At 58.5% G+C, this 19,313-nt stretch carries 16 protein-coding genes and 1 tRNA gene; 12 read left to right on the top strand and 5 right to left on the bottom strand.

What is annotated here, in order from left to right; all coding sequences use genetic code 11:
* Positions 1-29 precede the first annotated feature (29 nt).
* Complete coding sequence (locus DYY88_RS17355) at positions 30-2,321, top strand: transglutaminase TgpA family protein (protein ID WP_044151175.1); 2,292 nt, start codon at positions 30-32, stop codon at positions 2,319-2,321.
* A 45-nt stretch (positions 2,322-2,366) separates the two neighbouring features.
* Here the strand turns inward: DYY88_RS17355 and DYY88_RS17350 are convergent, their stop codons facing one another.
* From DYY88_RS17350 to DYY88_RS17335, 4 genes are all read right to left on the bottom strand, one after another.
* Positions 2,367-3,323: a class I SAM-dependent methyltransferase gene (locus DYY88_RS17350; RefSeq protein ID WP_039726564.1), complete on the bottom strand. Its 957-nt coding sequence runs from the start codon at positions 3,321-3,323 to the stop codon at positions 2,367-2,369.
* A gap of 69 nt (positions 3,324-3,392) precedes the next feature.
* Positions 3,393-4,109 carry a COP23 domain-containing protein gene (locus tag DYY88_RS17345; RefSeq protein ID WP_039726562.1) on the bottom strand — a complete coding sequence of 239 codons (717 nt, stop codon included), beginning with the start codon at positions 4,107-4,109 and terminating at the stop codon, positions 3,393-3,395.
* Between the two features lie 84 nt (positions 4,110-4,193).
* Positions 4,194-5,288: a GTPase ObgE gene (obgE, locus tag DYY88_RS17340; protein ID WP_084607042.1), complete on the bottom strand. Its 1,095-nt coding sequence runs from the start codon at positions 5,286-5,288 to the stop codon at positions 4,194-4,196.
* Between the two features lie 415 nt (positions 5,289-5,703).
* A complete protein-coding gene (locus DYY88_RS17335; protein WP_039726561.1) occupies positions 5,704-6,417 on the bottom strand; it encodes a Crp/Fnr family transcriptional regulator in 714 nt (237 codons plus the stop codon).
* Between the two features lie 299 nt (positions 6,418-6,716).
* On the opposite strand from DYY88_RS17335, the gene DYY88_RS17330 reads away from it, so the two are divergent.
* The 9 genes from DYY88_RS17330 (at position 6,717) to DYY88_RS17295 (ending at position 15,424) form a co-directional block, all read left to right on the top strand.
* Entirely contained in the window at positions 6,717-7,571 is an 855-nt protein-coding gene (locus DYY88_RS17330; RefSeq protein WP_130199494.1) for a hypothetical protein, read from the top strand.
* Positions 7,572-7,676: 105 nt separating this feature from the next.
* Positions 7,677-9,593, top strand: coding sequence for a DNA primase (gene dnaG, locus DYY88_RS17325; RefSeq protein WP_039726559.1), 1,917 nt, complete (start codon positions 7,677-7,679; stop codon positions 9,591-9,593).
* 56 nt (positions 9,594-9,649) lie between these two features.
* A complete protein-coding gene (locus DYY88_RS17320; RefSeq protein ID WP_039726557.1) occupies positions 9,650-10,261 on the top strand; it encodes a hypothetical protein in 612 nt (203 codons plus the stop codon).
* Positions 10,262-10,303: 42 nt separating this feature from the next.
* Positions 10,304-11,029: a glutamine amidotransferase-related protein gene (locus DYY88_RS17315; protein ID WP_039726556.1), complete on the top strand. Its 726-nt coding sequence runs from the start codon at positions 10,304-10,306 to the stop codon at positions 11,027-11,029.
* A gap of 77 nt (positions 11,030-11,106) precedes the next feature.
* Positions 11,107-11,970, top strand: a complete 864-nt coding sequence (locus DYY88_RS17310) for an NAD(P)-dependent oxidoreductase (RefSeq protein WP_039726555.1) — start codon at positions 11,107-11,109, stop codon at positions 11,968-11,970.
* Between the two features lie 183 nt (positions 11,971-12,153).
* On the top strand, positions 12,154-12,723 hold the full coding sequence (locus DYY88_RS24520) for a hypothetical protein (RefSeq protein WP_039726554.1): 570 nt from the start codon (positions 12,154-12,156) through the stop codon (positions 12,721-12,723).
* A gap of 105 nt (positions 12,724-12,828) precedes the next feature.
* Positions 12,829-12,957, top strand: coding sequence for a hypothetical protein (locus DYY88_RS24930; RefSeq protein ID WP_302849254.1), 129 nt, complete (start codon positions 12,829-12,831; stop codon positions 12,955-12,957).
* A gap of 105 nt (positions 12,958-13,062) precedes the next feature.
* Positions 13,063-13,578 (top strand): hypothetical protein, encoded by a 516-nt coding sequence (locus DYY88_RS17300; protein WP_039726553.1) that lies wholly within the window; start codon positions 13,063-13,065, stop codon positions 13,576-13,578.
* Positions 13,579-13,603: 25 nt separating this feature from the next.
* Positions 13,604-15,424, top strand: coding sequence for a peptidoglycan D,D-transpeptidase FtsI family protein (locus DYY88_RS17295; RefSeq protein ID WP_084607041.1), 1,821 nt, complete (start codon positions 13,604-13,606; stop codon positions 15,422-15,424).
* A 296-nt stretch (positions 15,425-15,720) separates the two neighbouring features.
* Here DYY88_RS17295 and DYY88_RS17290 read toward each other — a convergent pair whose 3' ends face one another.
* Positions 15,721-16,941 carry an aminotransferase class V-fold PLP-dependent enzyme gene (locus tag DYY88_RS17290; protein WP_039726550.1) on the bottom strand — a complete coding sequence of 407 codons (1,221 nt, stop codon included), beginning with the start codon at positions 16,939-16,941 and terminating at the stop codon, positions 15,721-15,723.
* A 650-nt stretch (positions 16,942-17,591) separates the two neighbouring features.
* Between DYY88_RS17290 and DYY88_RS17285 the strand changes: the two genes are divergently transcribed.
* Positions 17,592-19,133 carry a TM0106 family RecB-like putative nuclease gene (locus tag DYY88_RS17285; RefSeq protein WP_242517636.1) on the top strand — a complete coding sequence of 514 codons (1,542 nt, stop codon included), beginning with the start codon at positions 17,592-17,594 and terminating at the stop codon, positions 19,131-19,133.
* A gap of 73 nt (positions 19,134-19,206) precedes the next feature.
* Positions 19,207-19,280 (top strand) — tRNA-Asp (locus DYY88_RS17280).
* Positions 19,281-19,313: the final 33 nt, after the last annotated feature.

Genomic DNA, 19,313 nt, shown 5'->3' with positions numbered 1-19,313 from the left:
ACTCCCAGCCACTCTCCCACTCCTGAGCCATGACTCCCACGCCGACCTCCCTGCGACAAACCTGGCAACAACGCTGGCGCGATCGCACCACCGCCTCAGAAACCGTCGAAGACTCGATTCTGCTGCGGACTTTGGTGCAAATCCTCGTCAGTGTGGGCATTGCCTCCGTCTCCGTTGCCGCCGCTGGCGTCACCCAAGCGTCCTACTTCAACCTCGTGGCTATTCCCCTCGGGGCGCTGGGCGGCTATTGGAGTTGGAAAGCGCGATACCGCAGCAACGTCACGGTCAAATTTTTGATTGCCTTTGGCATGTTGATGGCGCTGGGGATTTTTTTGGCGGGGCTGGTCGGCCGCGAAAGCGACACCCGCATCCAACTAGCAGAGTTGTTAATTCACCTGCAGGTATTGCACAGCTTTGACATGCCCCGACGCAAAGACCTGGGCTACTCCATTGTGATCGGGTTGATTTTGCTTGGCGTGGCGGCCACGGTGAGTCAGTCGTTTACCTTTGCGCCGCTGCTAATCCTATTTCTGGCGCTGATTCTCCCCGTGCTGATTCTGGACTATCAGTCACGGTTGCACTTGCTGGCATTGCCAACGGGGACAAACCTACGCGCCACCCTCAAACCCAAACGGTTGATCTGGCTAACGCTATTGACCCTCGGTTTAGGCTTAACCATCTTTGCGGCCTTGCCTCGCCTGCCAGGTTATCAGATTCGCAATTTTCCCCTCAGCGGCACCATCGACTTTCAAGGTGAGTTTAGCGGCGATGAGATCTTCAACCCCGGCTATTCGTCTGGCAGTCAAATGGCGTCTGAGTTAGACGGGACCAATGGTGATAGCTCGCAAATTCAGGGCAACAGCCCTACAGACGGCCCGGGAGAACTTGATGACACTAGCTATTACGGTTTTAGCGATCGCATGAACCAAAACCTACGCGGCACCATGACCCCACAAGTCGTGATGCGGGTGCGATCGCAATCACCGGGCTTCTGGCGGGTGCTGTCTTTTGACTACTACACCGGGCAAGGGTGGGAATTATCTCGGCCCGACGAGATCGAACTCTTTCAGCGCTCTAGTGTGTCTTTTCGCACTCGGTTGCCGGCAGCGGCGAATCAAGTGGTGCGTTACAACACCGAGGGGCGTGAGCGCGAGGTCGTACAAAGCTACACCGTGGTGAATAATTTGCCGAACTTGATTCCGGCACTGTATCAAGCAGAGGATCTATACTTTCCCACCCGTGAGGTGGCGATCGATGCTGAGGGAGCGCTGCGATCGCCCATCCCGCTATCACCGGGTATCACCTACACTGTTGTCTCGGATGTGCCGTATCGCGATCGCACGCAACTGCGGGCCGCCTCGCGCAACTATGAAGATGAAATCCGGCAAATATACTTGCAAGTGCCGCCAGAGATTCGCGATCGGGTGCGGCAGCACACCGAAGCCCTACTCGCCCAATCCCCCAATCCCCTCACCGATCCCTACGAACAGGCGCTGTATCTTGCCCAGACTCTCAAACAAAACTACACCATCCAAACTGAGCTGCCGTTCTTTGCTGAAGACGAAGACTTAGTGGAAACGTTCTTATTCACCTACGAAGGCGGCTATCCCGACCACTTCTCTACCGTGCTGACCGTCATGTTGCGAAGCATTGGCATTCCGGCCCGACTAGTCACCGGATTCGGCACGGGTAACTTTAACCCCTTCACGGGTTACTACGTCGTTAGCAACACCGATGCCTATGCCATGACCGAAGTCTTTTTCCCCGGCTATGGCTGGTTTGGCTTCGACCCGATTCCGGGGCATGAGCTCATCCCCCCCTCCATCAAAGACAGTCAGACCTTCTCGGTGCTGCGGCAGTTTTGGAACTGGGTCGCGGGATGGTTACCCTCTCCAGTGACGGGTTGGTTAACGGGGGTCGTGACCTGGCTGTTTACGCTCTTTTCCCGGCTGGTCCGCTTTTTTAGTGAAGGGCTGGTGGGCTTTTTAGCGGCCCTGCTGGCGCTGACGGGACTCTTTTTCCTGAGTTGGCTGCTGTGGAAGGGATGGCAAAGCTGGCGACAACACCACCGCCTGCGTCAACTCTCTCCGATGGAGCGGCTCTATCAGCAAATGCTGACGTGGCTAGCGACCCAAGGTCACCCCAAACGGCCTTCCCAAACCCCGTTGGAATATGCCCAGGCCCTGGCACAAACCCCACAGTTCACCCAAGGCGAACAAGTGATGACAATTGTCCAGGCCTATCTACGCTGGCGTTATGGCCATTTGCCGGTGGATACTCAAACGCTCCAGCAACAGCTGCGTACCTTGAAAAAATCCTGAAGTCAGCAGGCCGTTGAGCCCATCACGGGCTCGACGAAACTGGCCTTATGAAGCAGGCTTTTGAGCCAAGATGGCGCGATGGCGAGGATCCGTTTCGTGGGTCACGACTCGCTCGTATCCCAGGTCGGCCAACGCCGCTTCGATGTCGAAGGTATAGTAGTCGTCGCTCCAGGGTTCCGTGCTTTTCATCAGCGTAAAAATGACGGGCGGTAGATTCTGGATGACGGGTGATTTGGGGTTGTTGTCAGCGATCGCCAACGTGCCGCCGGGCCGCAGCAGCCGCCACGCTTCTTGAAAAATGGCGCGAGCCGCCGTCCGGGGCAGTTCGTGGGTGACAAACTGCAGGGAGATCAGATCAAAGGAGTGGGACGGCAGCCCCGTATCTTCGGCGGCGACGTGGAGCCATTGCGTAATCTCGTGCTGGATATCGCGGGCCTGGGCGACCGTCAGCATATGGGGCGACAAATCCAGGCCGATCGTGCGGACGGTGGGCGATCGCTGCTGCAGCCAACGGTGCAGCGTCAGGGTAGAAATGCCCACCGAACAGCCCATATCCAACGCATCCTGCACGGGCTGGGGGAGATACTCCGCTAAGACCTGGTGAAAGCTGTGTCGCAGCCGATCTTGAGCCGCTTGGGGGGTAAGCGTTTCGTCGGGCCAGACCCGCAGCGCCATCGAGTAGGTGGCGGATTCCGCTTCAAACGCGGCCTGCCAACACAAATTGCCCGCCTCATAGGCATGAAACGGCACTTGATAATAGTCGGGGTAGGTGACCTGAGGATTCTGGACCTGATCAATGCGATCGGCGACCCCCGCAGCTTCGTACTCAGCGCAGGTTTGCCGCCAGGGAATGCCGTTTTTTTCCGCCGTTTTGATCAACACCTGCCGCGCCTGTCGCTTCATCAGCGCATACAGGGGTTTGGTCTGAATTAGCCGATTCACCACCTGGGAAAGAAAGTCATCACCAGCCCAGGCCGGTTTTTGGGGACTCGTTGCGGTCATGAGGGGCGATCGCTGAACACATCGCCCCTCATGCTACGCGATTTTGTTCGCCCGCTTCACCATTGCGCGTCAAAAATTATTTGGATTCAAGCGACGACCCCCACTATTCTGATTGAGCTGCGCCCCCGTGCCCCCATCAGCGCTATCTAAAAACGGCTGAAGATTAATGCCCCCAGAACCTGTAACTGAGGAAGCACCCCCGGTGGGGAATCCCAACACATTGCCAATCTCATCGAGCAGGCTGTCTCCTTCGGCAAAGGTCGTGACGCCTTCAGTCGCTTGGCCCTGATCGGCCAGCACTAAATTATCGAACACGCGATCGCGGGTCGCGACGGGATCTTGGCCCTCGGGCACAGTAAACACAATGCGGCAGCTCGCGTCGGCTTCCGTGGTGACGCAGACGGTGTTGTAGCCATTTTCCCGCCCGGTTTGGAGCTCTAGCAGCCCATCGGGACGATACATTTCGAGGCGACGGGCAATTTCGGTACAGCGTCGTTCGGCAGGCCAAGCGGCGCCCATATCTTCGGGGGTGGCCCAGGCGTAAAGGTTACCGGGCTGGCTCACCGGAACATACATCACCGTCGGCCGACCATTTTGCGTCTCGCAGCTGAAGCGGACTTCCTCATCGGGCAGCGCGACTTCATCATTGGTCGTCTCGGCCTCGGCCTCGGGCGTCGAGTCCTCAGCGGGATCAGTGACCTGAGCGCTCACCGGCAGCGCCACACTGGCGGCCAGTAGTCCCACGGTTAATCCGGTAGAAACCCAGCGGGTCCATTGTGTCGTCATGATTTGGTTGCTCCTTCGTGCGATCGCTAGCTACAGCATGCCCAATTTCGTTGACGCGATCGTTGACGCCAGAGTTCCCCAGGGCTATTGACCTTCCAGACTCGTGAGCGACAACTCCGCCGTGGCGAGGGGAGCCGAATCAGGACTACTCAGCGGGGTCTCAGCGGGGAGACTCGCAGCGGCACTGGGTAATGCGTCCAATGCCTCCCAGACCGTTTGTAACAAATCTTCGAGATTTTGCCGGGTCACCGCAGAAATCGCCCAGACCGTTTTGCCCGTGGCTTCTGCCATCAGTTCGACCAAGACCGCCGCATCTTCCGGTGACATGGCATCAACCTTATTCAGCGCCAAAATTTGCGGGCGATCGCTTAAGTCATGGCCATAGGCAGCCAGTTCCTGCTGAATGGTGCGATAGTCCGCCAGGGGATCAGGCGCGGTGGCATCCACCAAATGCAGTAGCAGTCGCGTGCGTTCAATGTGTCGCAAAAACTCATGGCCCAGCCCCAACCCCGCGTGGGCACCCGCAATCAGGCCAGGAATGTCGGCAAAAACCGTGCCGTCGCCCGTGGGTTTACGCACCACGCCTAAGTTGGGAACTAGCGTCGTAAACGGATAATCGGCCACTTTGGGGCGAGCCGCCGACAGGGCCGAAATTAGAGTGGACTTCCCGGCATTCGGCAAGCCAATAATGCCGACTTCCGCTAGCAACTTCAGCTCTAGTCGAATGCGACGGACTTCGCCGTCTAAGCCAGGCAGGGCATACTCCGGAGCCCGATTACGGTTGCTGAGAAAATGTTTGTTGCCCAAGCCCCCTTTACCGCCCGCCGCCACACAAAGCGTCTGCTTCGGAGTGATCAAATCACCAATCAGCTCATCTGTCTCGGCGTCGTAAACGGTCGTGCCGCAGGGCACTTCGATGTAGCGATCGTCGCCGTTCGCGCCCGTCCGATTGCTGGGGCCACCGCGTGCGCCCGGCTTCGCCTTGAACTCATGGGCAAACCGAAAATCCAACAGCGTTTGCAAGTTAGACTCCGCAATTAAATAAACGGAACCCCCTTGGCCCCCATTGCCCCCCGAAGGTCCACCCGCGGGGACATACTTTTCACGCCGAAAAGAGACCATGCCATCGCCGCCCTTGCCGCCAATGACCGTCACTTCAGCTAAATCAACAAACTTCACGATCGCGTCCCCTTCTCAAACTTAAATTATCGCTGTCGGCCAGCTTGGCCCAAACCGCCCTACGCCCGATGATGATGTGCCAGAGGCGCGAATCCTGCGGTGTTGACCATGGGAGCAGCTGAACCTGATCGGGAACTCACGGCGATCGCGCGACTCAATCGCCCTACCCAAACTGAACGACCGCTCTGATGGAGTCCATTCTCTATCCTAAAGTGAACCACTCAGAATAGCAGCTTTTATTGAGGAATCGAGAACCGCACCAGCCGCGCTGGGCAATCAGCCATAAAACGGCCCGGATTGGCGCCAGCCCAAGGCTAGAGTCCTGACCAAAACGAGAAGACTTGCCCCGGAAAGTCACAACGACCGAACGACTGATCCCCGGTCATCAACTGGGAGGCAATTTTCCGTCTACCCTCTAGGCTTCTTTGCTCAGGGGCAGATCACTGTGCCCTGGCAAACAAATCAAGCCATCGCCATGGGTGGCCAAAATTCCCTGCTGCCGTAACTTGCCCATCAGCCGCGTTACGGTCACACGAGTCGAGCCAATGGCACTGCCAATTTGGGCATGGGTCAGAGGAAACGGCAAATAGTAGCCTTCGGGCGAGGTTTCGCCAAACTCTTCGATCAGCAGCGTCAAAAAGCCGATCAGGCGATCAATGGTGCGCCGCTGCCCTAGGGTGCTCAGCCATAGGAGCTTGCGCTGATGCTGATGTCGAAACGCTTCTAACACCTCGCGCCGAAAGTGCGGCCAGTTGTCTAAATCATGCCAGTACAGCCAGATCACCGCAGTTTGATCGACATGGGCAAAACTTTGCAGCGAAAACGGCGACTGGGCAATAATTTCAAAGGGCTGCCCCGGCCCGACAAAGCCGAGAAAGGCCTCTTCATCTTGAGCCATCAACGGCGTTGAGGGACTTTCTTCTTCATCGGTGCTGACATTAACCCCGAGTTGGGCACTGCCCGTGAGTCTGACGGCTCCCCGTTGTACCAGATATAACAAGCCGGGGCGAGACGGAATTCGCTCATCTTTTACGAAAGTGCGGCACCGATAGTGTTCTTGGGCCCAGTCAGATATTCTCTGCCAGGTCAGAAAGGGCCGGGCCTGATTCGCCGATGATGTTGGGTACATATACGCTGTGGGGGATCAAGAATAAACAAAACTTCGCTGACTCGCGCCGATTATACCGATTGAGGAAGCGGGCTCTAGCTCCCAGATCGTCGAAAGACCGCCTTGGCAGGATCTCAATGATAGGAGGAATTAAACGGGGAATTTACGGAAAAATTCAAACTTAATTTATCTCATATTAAAGCAAAGCCTCCGTATGATCGCTAGTCAGGGGAGTATTACAAAATGCTGCCGACTCAGAAATGCTTACCCAGCCCCTCCAGGGGGCGCCCGCCCATCCACCGCCAGAGAGCGACCCAGCCATGATACGCCCTGACGCGAGATGGCAACCATCCCCAGCGATCAGGGCTTGGTTGCTGACAGTATCGCCGAAAACCCGGTTACAAACCATACTGTCGCATCGTTGCCTGGGCGGGGACGAGCGCTGGCCGCCCGCCGCGATTCCCCTCAGTGCGATGCAGATGAGCGCCACTGGGGGATACCAGTATCAATCGGCGATCGCGCATCCGGTCGCGGCGGCTCAGGGGCAGCCAGTCTTGACCGTCGCCCACGCGATCGCCCAGCACCTTACAACCCGCGAGCGGGCAATTCCGGACAGTATCGCCACGGGGCTGGTGGCGCAGGTGCTGCCCACCGGCAACCTGGAATTAACGCTTGCCCCCGTGGGCGTCGCCGCCTGGTGGCAGCAATGTGGCCAGGGCGGCTGGCCGGACGCCCCCCCCGCGATAGGGATCAAGGACGGCCCCCCGCCCCGGCCCGGTCAGTGGCCGCTCGGCGATCGCCTGCACCTGTCGTTGCCCATGCTCATGCAATGGGCTTATCGTTGCTGCGGCAAATGGTCGCTAGGGCCGCCCACGATCACGGAGCCCAGCCCCTTGCAAAGCACGCAGCAACTTGACCCGCTCACGGCGGTGCTCCAACCTGTGCTCATCCAATGCTGGGATCAGTTAGCTGCGCAACCGCTGGCAGTCAACCGCTGGCAGCAGTCCGGGTACGAGTTGGCCCAGGCCATTTATCAGCTAGAGGCCCAGCGATCGCACTGGTCGCCCCGCCTGTCGTCCTGTCCCGAGGCCGCCATGACCCGGGCGATCACCCAAACTTTTTTGGCGCTGTTGTTGCAGGTGCTCACCGGAGCGCCCCCGCAATCGGACCTGTAACTGTCTCAGCTAGCGTTTTAGCGTTTTCAGGCATGGCTCCGCTCTAAGGCTGGGGGTTCGCTATGATAATGGGCACTTGTCCTGGTGGTTTGGCCCCATACCTCCATGTCTACTCCCCGGCTTCATCCCGATACTATTGCGGCGGTGCGCGATCGCGCCGACATCGTTGATATCGTGTCGGAACATGTCGTGCTCAAAAAGCAGGGCAAAGACTATGTCGGGCTCTGTCCCTTTCACGATGACAAGTCCCCCAGTTTTAGCGTCAGCCCCACCAAGCAGTTTTACTATTGCTTTTCCTGCGGGGCCGGGGGCAATACTTACAAGTTTTTGATGGAGTTGGGGCAGCGATCGTTCACCGATGTGGTGCTCGATCTGGCCAAGCGATACCAGGTGCCGGTCAAAACGCTGGAGCCGGAAAAGCGGCAAGAATTGCAGCGACAGCTGACCCTGCGCGAGCAGCTCTACGAAATCTTGGCGGTGACCACCAGCTTTTATGAACATGCCCTGCGGCGACCGGATGGGGCCGCCGCGCTCACTTATCTGACCGCCCAGCGGGGGCTGACAGACGAGACCATTCAACAGTTTCAGCTGGGCTATGCGCCGGGGGGCTGGCAAACGCTGTATGCCTATCTGGTCGAGCAAAAACAGTTTCCCGTGGCGCTGGTGGAAAAGGCGGGTCTAATCGTGCCTCGCACCTCGGGCAGTGGCTATTACGATCGCTTTCGTGATCGCCTGATGATCCCCATTCACGATACGCGGGGCCGGGTGATTGGCTTTGGCGGGCGGGGCCTGACCGACGACGCCAAACCCAAGTATCTCAATTCCCCCGACACCGAACTCTTTGACAAGGGCCAAACCCTGTACGGCCTGGATAAGGCGCGGCCCGCGATCGCGAAACAGGACCGCGCCGTCATTGTGGAAGGCTACTTTGACGTGATTGCGCTGCATGCGGCGGGCAGTCCGACGGCGGTGGCGGCTTTGGGCACAGCAGTGAATGCCAATCAGGTGCGGCAACTGCTGCGCTACACCGAGTCGAAGCAGGTGATTCTCAACTTTGATGCCGATGCGGCGGGGGTCAAGGCGGCTCAACGGGCGATCGGCGAAGTGGAAGCTATGGCCTATCGCGGCGAGGTGCAGCTGCGGGTGCTGAATATCCCCGAGGGCAAAGACCCCGACGAATATTTGCAGCATCACCCGATCGAGGCGTACCAAGCCCTGCTCGATCACGCACCGCTGTGGATTGACTGGCAGATTCAGCAAATTGTGGCGGGGCGCGATCTCAGCCAGGCCGACCAATTTCAGCAGTCGTCCCAGGCGATTGTGGAATTGCTGAGTGAAATCGCCAACGCCGATACGCGCACCCACTATGTGCGCCAATGTGCGGAAATGTTCAGTAATGGGGACGGGCGGCTGGTGCCCCTGCTGGCCGAAAACCTGATGGTGCAGGTGCGGCGACAGCGGCGATCGCCCCAGGGTGAAACCGCTCGTCCCCGCCTATCCTTCACCCAAACCAGCACCCTCGAAGAAGCGGAAGCGGCCCTGCTGCGAGTCTTTATCCACAGTGCCGAGCATCGGCCCGAAGTGACGACGGTGCTCGATAGCCGGGATCTGCAGTTCAGTTTTTCTCACCATCGCGCCCTCTGGCAGACGCTCCGATCGCAAGCCGCCGCGCCACCCGATGAACTGATTGGCTGGTTGCGCGATCGCACGGCTGAGTCGGCAGCCTTGGCCCAAACCCAGCACTTGTTTTACCTCGACGAAAAGTCCCGGCGGGATGTGCTGCGGGCCCCCCTGGTGATTCGGGCGGCGGCGGCCTGTATTGAGCAAACCCTGTGCGAAAAGCGCTATCGCCACTTTTTGCAACTGTGGAGCGAGAGCAGCCATACCCAAACGGCTGAACAACTGGCCTATTACCAAAATCAGATCTATGCCGAAAAGCGCCGCATTGCCGAACTGGAAAAAGAGCGCCAGACCACCTTTGAAGATTTGGCTCGCCTGCCCTGGGTCGGGGTGGATGGCTAAGCCGCTTGTGGCCTCAAACGCTGTAGGGTAAGGAAACGAATTGTCGAGGTCAGCAGATGCTTAGCCGCCACTTACAGCGCTACGGGATATGGGTGATCAGCGGTTTGATCGGCGGGAGCACAGCAGCGATCGCCCATGCAACTCCAGAGAGAATCGTGATCGCCCCTTCAACGCCCCTCGCTGCCGCCGCCTTGACGACCGGAGCAGTGTCGTTAGAACCTTGGCCGGTTTCCGATCTGTTTGTCATTGACGTGCCCACGGGCTGGCTGACCGAAGCCCTCGCAGAGGAAGCCCGGGCCATGATTACCAGCTATGACGCGACGGTGCAGTCGCCGCAAGCCACCGACATTGCCACGGAAATTAGCCTCGTGTCAGAACCGCCGGAAACGTATGTGCCGCAGCAACTCGACACCCTGATTGAAGCTGCCCTGGCCGAAGAGTACGTGATCGATCGCTACGGCATCACCAGCGTGAGTGGCAACGATGCGTTTCGGCTGTGGCTGGAGCAGGTGCCCGGCGAATTTTCGCGACAGGTCATTACCTTCGTTGGCGACGCCGAGGGCCGCACCGCCAAAATTGTGTCGTCCTACAACGACGATGCCCCCGCCACCCGCGATCTCATTGTGCAGATGCACGGTTCTTTTCGTTTTGATTCTGCTGAAGAATAAGCTTGTTAGAGTGGAGAGCATGGCGAATCTCCTTAACAGCCCATGACCTCCCCCCGGCAGATTTTAGTGATTGTGCATCAGGCGACATCGAGTCCTGGCCTCGTCGGCGATAAGCTGCGATCGCAGGGCTATCACCTCGATATTCGCTGTCCGGCCCTGGGCGATCGCCTCCCTCACACCCTGGCTCATCATCGCGGCGCGATCGTCTTTGGCGGGCCGATGAGTGCCAACGATGACAACACGTTGCCCTTTATCCGCACCGAGTTGGACTGGATTGCCCTGGCCCTCGCCTCCGGCAAGCCCTATTTGGGCATCTGCTTGGGCGCTCAGATGTTAGCCCGCGTCCTCGGGGCTCAAGTAGCCCCCCATCCGGCCGACCAGCGCGAAATTGGCTACTGTGACCTAAGTCCGGTGACGACGGGCCGCCCTTACTTTACGCAGCCCATGGCGGTGTATCAATGGCATAGCGAAGGGTTTGATTTGCCTAGCGGTGCCGTGCATTTAGCCACGGGGCAGACCTTTCCCCACCAGGCCTTTCGCTACGGTGATGCGGCCTTTGGGCTGCAGTTTCATCCCGAAATCACGACTCCCCTGATTGATGAGTGGACGACCCGCGGAGCCGATCAACTCGACTTGCCGGGTGCCCAACCCCGCGATCGCCACTTTGCCGCCCACCACCACCACGGCTCCCACGTCGATCGCTGGTTAGAGGGATTTCTATCCCGCTGGCTAGACAGCGCGGCTTGGCCAGCATCCAAGTCGGCTTAGAGAGGCACCACAACCACTCGCTGCCTCGACAGCAGCACGAAGTTGGACTGCCCGAAACATAAACAGGAGGCTACGGCATGAAAATAGGCATGATCGGCACTGGCCTGATGGGGGCCCCCATGGCGCTGACGTTACAACAGGGCGGCCACACCGTCGTGGCCTACAACCGCTCAGCAGACAAGTTGCAACCCCTCGCCGCGCAGGGAATTCCAACAGCTTCGACGCCAGCAGCGGTGTTAGCGGCTGGTGACTGCACCATTTTGATGTTGGCGGATGCGGCCGCGATCGCGGCCACCCTTTTCACCCCCGAGACCCAAGCCGCCCTGAGCAATCACACGATCATCCAAATGGGCACCATTGCGCCGGACCAGAGCCGGGATTTGCAAGCACAATTGCAAGCCGCTCAGGGGCATTACCTCGAAGCCCCCGTGCTGGGCAGCCTGCCCCAAGCCCGTGACGGCAGTTTGATTTTGATGGTGGGCAGCACCCCAGACGAATTTACCCAGTGGCAGCCCGTGTTCCAGACCTTAGGCGAACAGGTGCTCCACATTGGCCCGGTGGGGACGGGCGCGGCGGTGAAGCTGGCGATGAATCAGCTCATTGGCTCGCTCACCACCGCCTTTGCCCTCAGTTTGGCCCTCGTGCAGCGCGAGCAGATTCCCGTCGAGACGTTTATGGAAATCGTCCGGAATAGTGCGCTGTATGCGCCCACCTTCGACAAAAAACTCAGCCGCATGTGCGATCGCAACTTTAGCAATCCCAACTTTCCCACCAAGCATTTGCTCAAAGATATGCGGTTGTTTGCCCAGGCTGCCGAGGCTGCGGGTCTGGAGCCCGCTCTAGCCGACACCGTAGCGACTGTGGTGCAACAGGCGATCGCCCAAGGCCTAGCCGACGCCGATTACTCCGCCCTCTACGCAGCGGTGAATCCTGACTCCTAATGAGGCGGTCAGCGATCGCCTCATTGCGCCTTGAGGGTCTCCCCGCATTAAACCAACCTTGAGGAGACCGAACTTTTTGCGACCAATGACGTCTACCGCCTTGTGAAGTCTTGGGATCCGCCGGAAAAATTCCGCGCTAAACTGCTAACCCCATAACCATGATCCAACGATCAGGAGGCTGTGATGTTGACTCGGGCAATGACTGTACTACCGCTGTTGGTGACCCCATTACTCCCCTTGGCGCTGCCGCTCACCGCACGGGCGCAAACCTCCACCGTGCAAACCACGAATCAATTGCGGGTGGTGGCGCAAACGGAGGAAACCCTCTATTTCAATCCGGATACGGCGTATGAATTGCCCCTGGTCGTCGAGTCGGCCACCACCATTAACGGGCGTCAATTTCCTGCTGGCACGGTGATTCAAGGACGGCTTGATCCGGTATCGGGGGGCTTGCAGTACACCGCGACAGGCATTGCTGCCGGGGGCCTGGTGGAGCCCTTTGCCGCGCTGTCGGATTTGCTGCCCGATGTCAAAGATCCGCGAGAAACATCGGGCGGCGCGATCGCCACTGATGCGGCCATTGGGGCAGCGGGCGGTGCCGTACTGGGAGCCGTGATCGGCGACGGCGTGAACTGGTGGGAAATTCTCGGCGGTGCCGCCGCAGGCGTGGCAGTCGGCAATGTCACCGCTCAGCGGGTCGTCATTGTGGAACCTGACGTGCCTATCGTGCTCAACGTCCCCACCCCCCGCTAATGGCCGCCCCTGGATCGCCCATTCACCTTGATTGATCGTCAAGCCGCTCGGCGAGGTTGAGCGTTAACCCCGCCGAGCGGCTTGGTGTATGGCGATGCGGACACCATGAGCAAATGGAATGCGGGCATGGGCGCGATCGCAGCAAAATATTTCGCAAAAGCGTCGCAATTTTTCACCCTTGAGCTATTTTATGGAAGCCAGTGGCAGAATCTTGGCCAAATAGTGGCAAAATAACTTGCTGACTGCGGTTGAGAGCGCTACTATGTCGCTGAATCTAGGGTGAACGGACAAGCTGCTTCCCCTAACGGTAGTGTGCATGTTCGATGTGAGAGTGAATCTATGTCTGCGGCCTTAAAATCTGAACCGTTAGAATTGCGACCCCGGTCTGCCCCTGCCGCGACGGCTCAACCGCGAGAGCGACGGCTCACCGTCGTGCCCACGACCCCGGCATCGCCCTTAGCTTTTCCCCCTGCTGACCGTGCCCATCGGCCCCTGTGGCTCAAGCTCCTGTCGGCGGGACAGCGCGTTTCGGTGGTGGTGGCTGGGATGACGATCGCGGCCGCCCTGTCGGCCTATGCCGTTACGGTCGATACCAATCGTCGCCTCGCCGTCGCGACCACCTCTCTGGGACAGTTACAAGACCAGCAGCAACAGCTTGTTACTGCGAATGCTGTGTTTAAGAACCATCTGGCCCAGACGGCACTCGCGGCCATGGATAACGGGACTCTGCATCCCAAAGATGTCATTTTTCTGGAAATCACAGAGCCATCACCAGCGGCGGTGGCGTCGCCCCCAGCCACTCCTGCGAAAGCCGCGATCGCCCCTGATCGGCGTTTTTTCCCCAAGGGCTACTAACTGTCCCTGCGCTTGAGGTTTGCCCATGGGATCTGCCCATACCGCTAGACGTCATCGCCGCCCGCCATCGCGAGTCGGCCAACGGCGACCATCGACCCCGCCTCCCCCAGTGACGCGATCGCGCTACAAGCGTCAGCAATTGATGCGCCGGGTGGCTCTAGTGTGGTGCCTGTTGCTGTTAGCGGTGCTGGGCCTATCGGTTCGCCTCGGTTATTTACAACTGGCTCAGGGTGCCATTCTTAGCGAAATGGCCCACACCCAACAAGCGCGGCGGCTCAATTTGAACGAGACGCGCCGCCCGATTGTTGATACCCAGGGCACTCCCCTGGCGGTCGATCGCGTGGTGTATACCCTGTACGGCCATCCGGCCCTGTTTCGGCAACCGATTGGCGTAGTGGCCCAAACCCTGGCCCCCGTACTCGACTTGCCAGCGGCGGCTCTAGTAGACGAGCTTAAGAGCCAGCAAACGGGCGTTCGCCTGATCGATGATTTGTCCGAAGACACCGCTCGCCGCATTCAACAGCTGCGCTTAGATGGCTTAGAGCTGATCCCCGTCCAACAGCGCTTTTACCCGCAACAAGACCTGTTTTCACAGGTGGTCGGCTTCATTAATGTCGAAGGCGAAGCTCAAACGGGTCTGGAAGCCGAGTATCGCGATCGCATCAAGCTGCCCGAGCCCAAACTGCCCAGCGTGATCGGACCGGCCTTACCAGTCTCCAACTTGCCCACAGAGTCGGCTCCGCAACAAATGCGGCTGACCCTCGACAGTCGGCTGCAACGGGTTGCCCAAGAAGGTTTACGCAAAACCCTGCGGCAGTTTGCGGCCAAACGCGGCACCGTCATGGTCATGGACGTTCACACTGGGGCGTTACGGGCCTTAGCGGTCGAGCCCACCTTTGACCCCAATCGCTACTTTGATGCAGATTTAGCCTGGCTCAAAAATTGGGCGATCACCGATTTGTATGAACCGGGCTCGACCTTTAAACCGATCAACATTGCGATCGCCCTTGAAGCCGGCGCGATCGCCCCCGACGATACGGTCTATGACGAAGGCCAAATTCAAATTGGCGAATGGACCATTCAAAACTCTGACTATGAAGCGTCAGGTCGTAGCGGCACCCTGAGCATCACCGAAGTGCTGAAATATTCCAGCAACTTGGGCATGGTGCACATCATGGAGCAGATGCCCGCCGCAGACTTTTATCGCTGGTTGGAAAAACTGGAGCTCGATCAGCCCACGGGCATTGGCCTCTCAGCCGAAAATGCTGGGCCGCTCAAAGATCGCGATCAGTTCGTCAACAGCTATGTTGATGCCGCCACGGCAGCGTTTGGGCAAGGAATTGTGATTACGCCGATTAAACTGCTGCAACTGCAAGCAGCCCTGGCCAATGGCGGCTATTTGGTGACGCCCACAGTGGTGGAGGGTATGACTGACGACCAAGGCAATCTCACCTGGCAGCCCACCCCCAAAACCCCCAAACCAGTCTTTTCTAGCGAGACGACGGACGCCGTCTTGAAAATGATGGAAGCTGTCGTGGCTGACGGCACTGGCAAGCCCGCCCAGATTCCCGGCTATCGCATCGCTGGCAAAACCGGGACGGCTCAAAAGGTGAATGAATTTGGGGGGTATGGGTCCGGTCGGGTCACCAGTTTTGTGAGTCTGTTGCCCGTTGAACAGCCCCGTTTTGTCGTCTTAGCAGTCATTGATGAACCCGCTGGGGATGATGCCTATGGCTCTACCGTAGCCGCCCCGCTGGTGAAAACGGTGATGGAATCGCTGGTGGTGTTGGAAGGTGTACCGCCTTCAGCTCCGCAAGCCTTAAACGGCGTCCTGTCGCCAGACTAAAAAATGGGCATCTCTAGCCGTTATCGCAATCCGCAGTCAGGTGCCGAGAGCCCAAAAGTTTAAAGCATGGGTACTGAATCTCAGTGTGGACAGCCGTCTCGGCTGTCCTTAAGCAAGCAAGATGCCTGCCCAACAAGGCTTGTAATTTGATCAAGTCCTGCTTCCCGGGTCTGTCGTTTTTCTGCCAAAGCGATGAACGGAGCTATCTACACAACGCTATGACAGTGAGATCCCGACTGTTTGCAGCCAGGCAATCGGGCGAATTTGGTGATGAGCGGTGATGTCGGAATCGACACTCAGAGGGCATCAACCCATTGGCAAAGGCGATCGCCCAACGCCTGCACCTCAGATTCCAGCGTGAAATAGTGGACACAGGCCCGCACACAGTGGGGATGCAGCAAAGTCCGCAGTAGTATATTTTCGGCTTCCAAATCTTTGACCAGTTGGGTGTGATGCATTGGACTCGGCTGTCCACTGCCATCCAAAATTTCAAACGAGATGAGGCCCGATGGCGGCGGCGTAGCGGAAACCGGCCGAATTTTGGGATGGGCTTGCAACCGTTCCCAAAGCGCGTGACTCAGGTCGCAGAGACGTTGCCAACGCTCGGCGGCGGTGCCCCATTGCTGATGCCGATCCAGCGCCGCTTGCAGACCCGCCATCAGCGGATAGTCGGAAGTCGCGACTTCGTAGCGCTGGCCGTTAGGCTGCCAACCTGTCGGATTGGCCTGGGCGTCGGTGTTGATGCTGCGCCAACCGATGAACGTGGGGGCGATCGCATCCCTCACTTCAGGCCGCACGTAGAGGCCGCCCAGACCCGCTGGCCCGCAACACCACTTGTGCCCCGTAAAGGCATAGAAATCCACCTCGGTGGCCGTCAAATCAAGGGGCATCATCCCTACCGACTGGGCCGCATCCACCAATACCCAGACGGGTTCAGGGGTGTGGGCATGGCAGAGCTGCACGATTTCCGTCAGCGGCAACAGTTGCCCCGTATTCCACAAAATATGGCTGACCACGAGCATCCGAGTGCGGGGCTGCAGCGCCGCCTCAATCACCGCCACCGGATCGCCTCCCTGCGCCGTGGCCAACACCGGGCACACATCCACCGCGACCTGAAAGCGACGGCTGATTTCCTGCACGGCAGCAATCACACCGGGATGTTCACAATCCGTCAGCAAAATGCGATCGCCCGCCCGCCAGTCCACCCCCCAGAGGGGAATGTTGCAGCCCACCGTCACATCTTCCGTCAGGGTCATGGCCTCAACAGGCACCGTCAACAACTCGGCTAACGTTTGCCGCATTGCCATCGCCGACTGCTGAATCCACCGATTCACGCCGTTGGAAAACGGGCCTTCGGTTTGCAGCGTCAAGTGGGCGTCAGTCATCGCGGTAAGCGCACTGTGTGGCATCGGCCCCTGCCCCCCAAAGTTGAAATAGCGCTTGTTGGCCAGGGCCGGAAACTCCGCACGGAGGGTCTGCAAACGGGCGGTCAGGTCAGAGGAAGCGCTCAACACCATGCTGCTCAGAAGAATCGACTTATTTACTCTACCAGGCGAATTTGGCCGACCTCGATGCGGCGATCGCACCCCCGTCACCCAGCGCCATGCCGACACCCAGCCCCCACGGACTGATGTAGCTCAGAGCTGAGAGCGGTCATCAGTCCCCAGAGCAGTCAAGGACCAGTACGGGTTGGGCAGTGCCCAACCCCAACGATTGCAGCGGCGATTGGCCGGTCACTCCTTAGTCTCGCGATCTCTGGGCCGTCATCCCGCTCAAGGTTCGTCATCCGGGCAGCGGGGAGGATAAAACCAGCACGATCGCCCGCAGCCAACCCATAATGCGGTATAACTGTCAATAGATTGGATTCCACATCTCAAATGAATCGGGATGCGGAAATCGGGCAATCTTTCAGTTTTGTGTCAATTCAGTGTTGTCATGGTGCTTTGGAAGCGATGCGATCGCCAAACTACGGCTCATCGGCCTTGTCAGGTCACGATGACAGTGGTGTGTGGGCAACCGAATCGCCCATTCCGCCTGCCTCAGCTCCGGCTGCAACGCTTGAAATCATTCCACCCTCATCAGTTTCACTTTGTCAGCTAGCGGCCCCTTTTTACACCACATGATGGCGGGGGGTGGCACCTTAAGGCCCCTCGTTGAGTCGCGTCGCTTGACTACCCATCCTGCCCCCGTGCTGGCCGAGCCCAAGTCCTATTGGGTCACTGACTTTTTGATGCTGCAATATCAGCGCTGCTCACGCCGGGCCTATCTCGACACCCATCGCGATCGCGCCGAGGCCGATCCGCCCAGCGATTATTTACAAAAAATCAAGCAAGACAGTGCCGAGCATCGGCAGGCAGTGTTAGAAGACTACGAAGGCTTTCAGCGGCCTCAATATGCTCCGGGAGACTGGCGTGCTGGAGCCCAAGCCACGGCTGCGCTGATGGCCGCTGGCGTGGAATATATCGTCGGTGGGGTACTGATTGGGGCGATCGAGCCCGACATTTACCTCGTGAGCTGCCCTGATCTGTTGGTCAGGCAGCATGGCTGGTCGCTGTGGGGCGACTGGCAATATGCCCCGGTAGACATCAAACTGGGCAAAAAGCCCAAGCTCGACTATCAAATTGTGGCCACCTATCACGCCTACGTGCTGGCCCACACCCAGGGCAACTGGCCCCACGAAAGCTGGTTGGCCCTGCGTGAAGGTCGATATCACTCGGTGGATCTGGAACAGCAGTGGCCCAAGTTTGGCACGGTGCTGCATGACTGTTTAAGCGATTTGCGCAGTCCCGCCGCCCCGGAAGTCTTTATCGCCCACAGTCGCTGTGACCTGTGTCATTGGTTTAGCCAGTGCTATCAAGCCGCGACCACTACCGCCCACCTGTCTTTGCTGCCAGGGGTGACGCCCGCCCGCTACACCCATCTCAAATCCCAAAACCTCACCACTCTCAGCGAACTGGCCCAGGCCCATCCCAAGCAGCTCGCCTACTTGCCCGGATTTGGCGATGCCGTAGCCGAAAAGCTGATTCACCAGGCCCAGGCTACGCTGTATAACCAGGCGATCGCCCGCACGCCGCCCAACGACGACACCTTTATTCTGTCGCCCCACGACCTGCCCAGCAGCGAGGTGGAGCTGTACTTTGACATCGAAGCAGCGCCCGACGTGGACGTCATTTATCTGCATGGCGTGTTAGTGGTTGACCATCGTCAGCAAACTGAACAGTTCCACGCCCTATTGGCCGAGTCACCGGAGTATGAGCAAGACGCCTGGGAACAGTTTTTGGCCCTAGTGCTGCAATATCCCCAGGCCCCGATTTATCACTTTTGTCCCTATGAGGCGCAGACGGCCCGCAAGCTGACCCAGCATTACAACTGCTTGGGGTCGGCAGACTTACAAAAGCTGCTGCGACGCTTTGTGGATATTCACTGGTGCGTTACGGAGGCCGTAACCCTGCCGGTCGAAAGTTATGCGCTGAAGCATATTGCCCGCTGGATGGGCTTTGAATGGCGCGACAGCGAGGCCAACGGTGCCCAGTCGATCTGCTGGTATAACGACTGGCTGACGACGGGCGATCGCACTCATTTGGACGCGATTCTGCGGTACAACGAAGACGACTGCCGCGCTACTTATCACGTCAAACACTGGCTGGCAGAATTCGCCAAACCCCACTGGCAAGCCGCATCCATCTCGGATCTGACCGTGTCGGCATAACCCCCCAAAAATCTTTTCCAAAACGTTTGACAAAGTGTCCATTCAAAGACAAGATATAGATCGCCCAATCCAAGGGCCTGTAGTTCAATTGGTTAGAGCACCGCCCTGTCACGGCGGAAGTTGCGGGTTCGAATCCCGTCAGGCCCGTTTTCAGAACTCACTTTCTCTTACACGTTTAAG

The organism is Leptolyngbya iicbica LK, from assembly GCF_004212215.1.
Lineage (GTDB): Bacteria > Cyanobacteriota > Cyanobacteriia > Phormidesmidales > Phormidesmidaceae > Halomicronema > Halomicronema iicbica.
The sequence above is the reverse complement of the archived record's forward strand: the minus strand, read 5'-3'. Positions and strand labels throughout refer to the sequence as shown.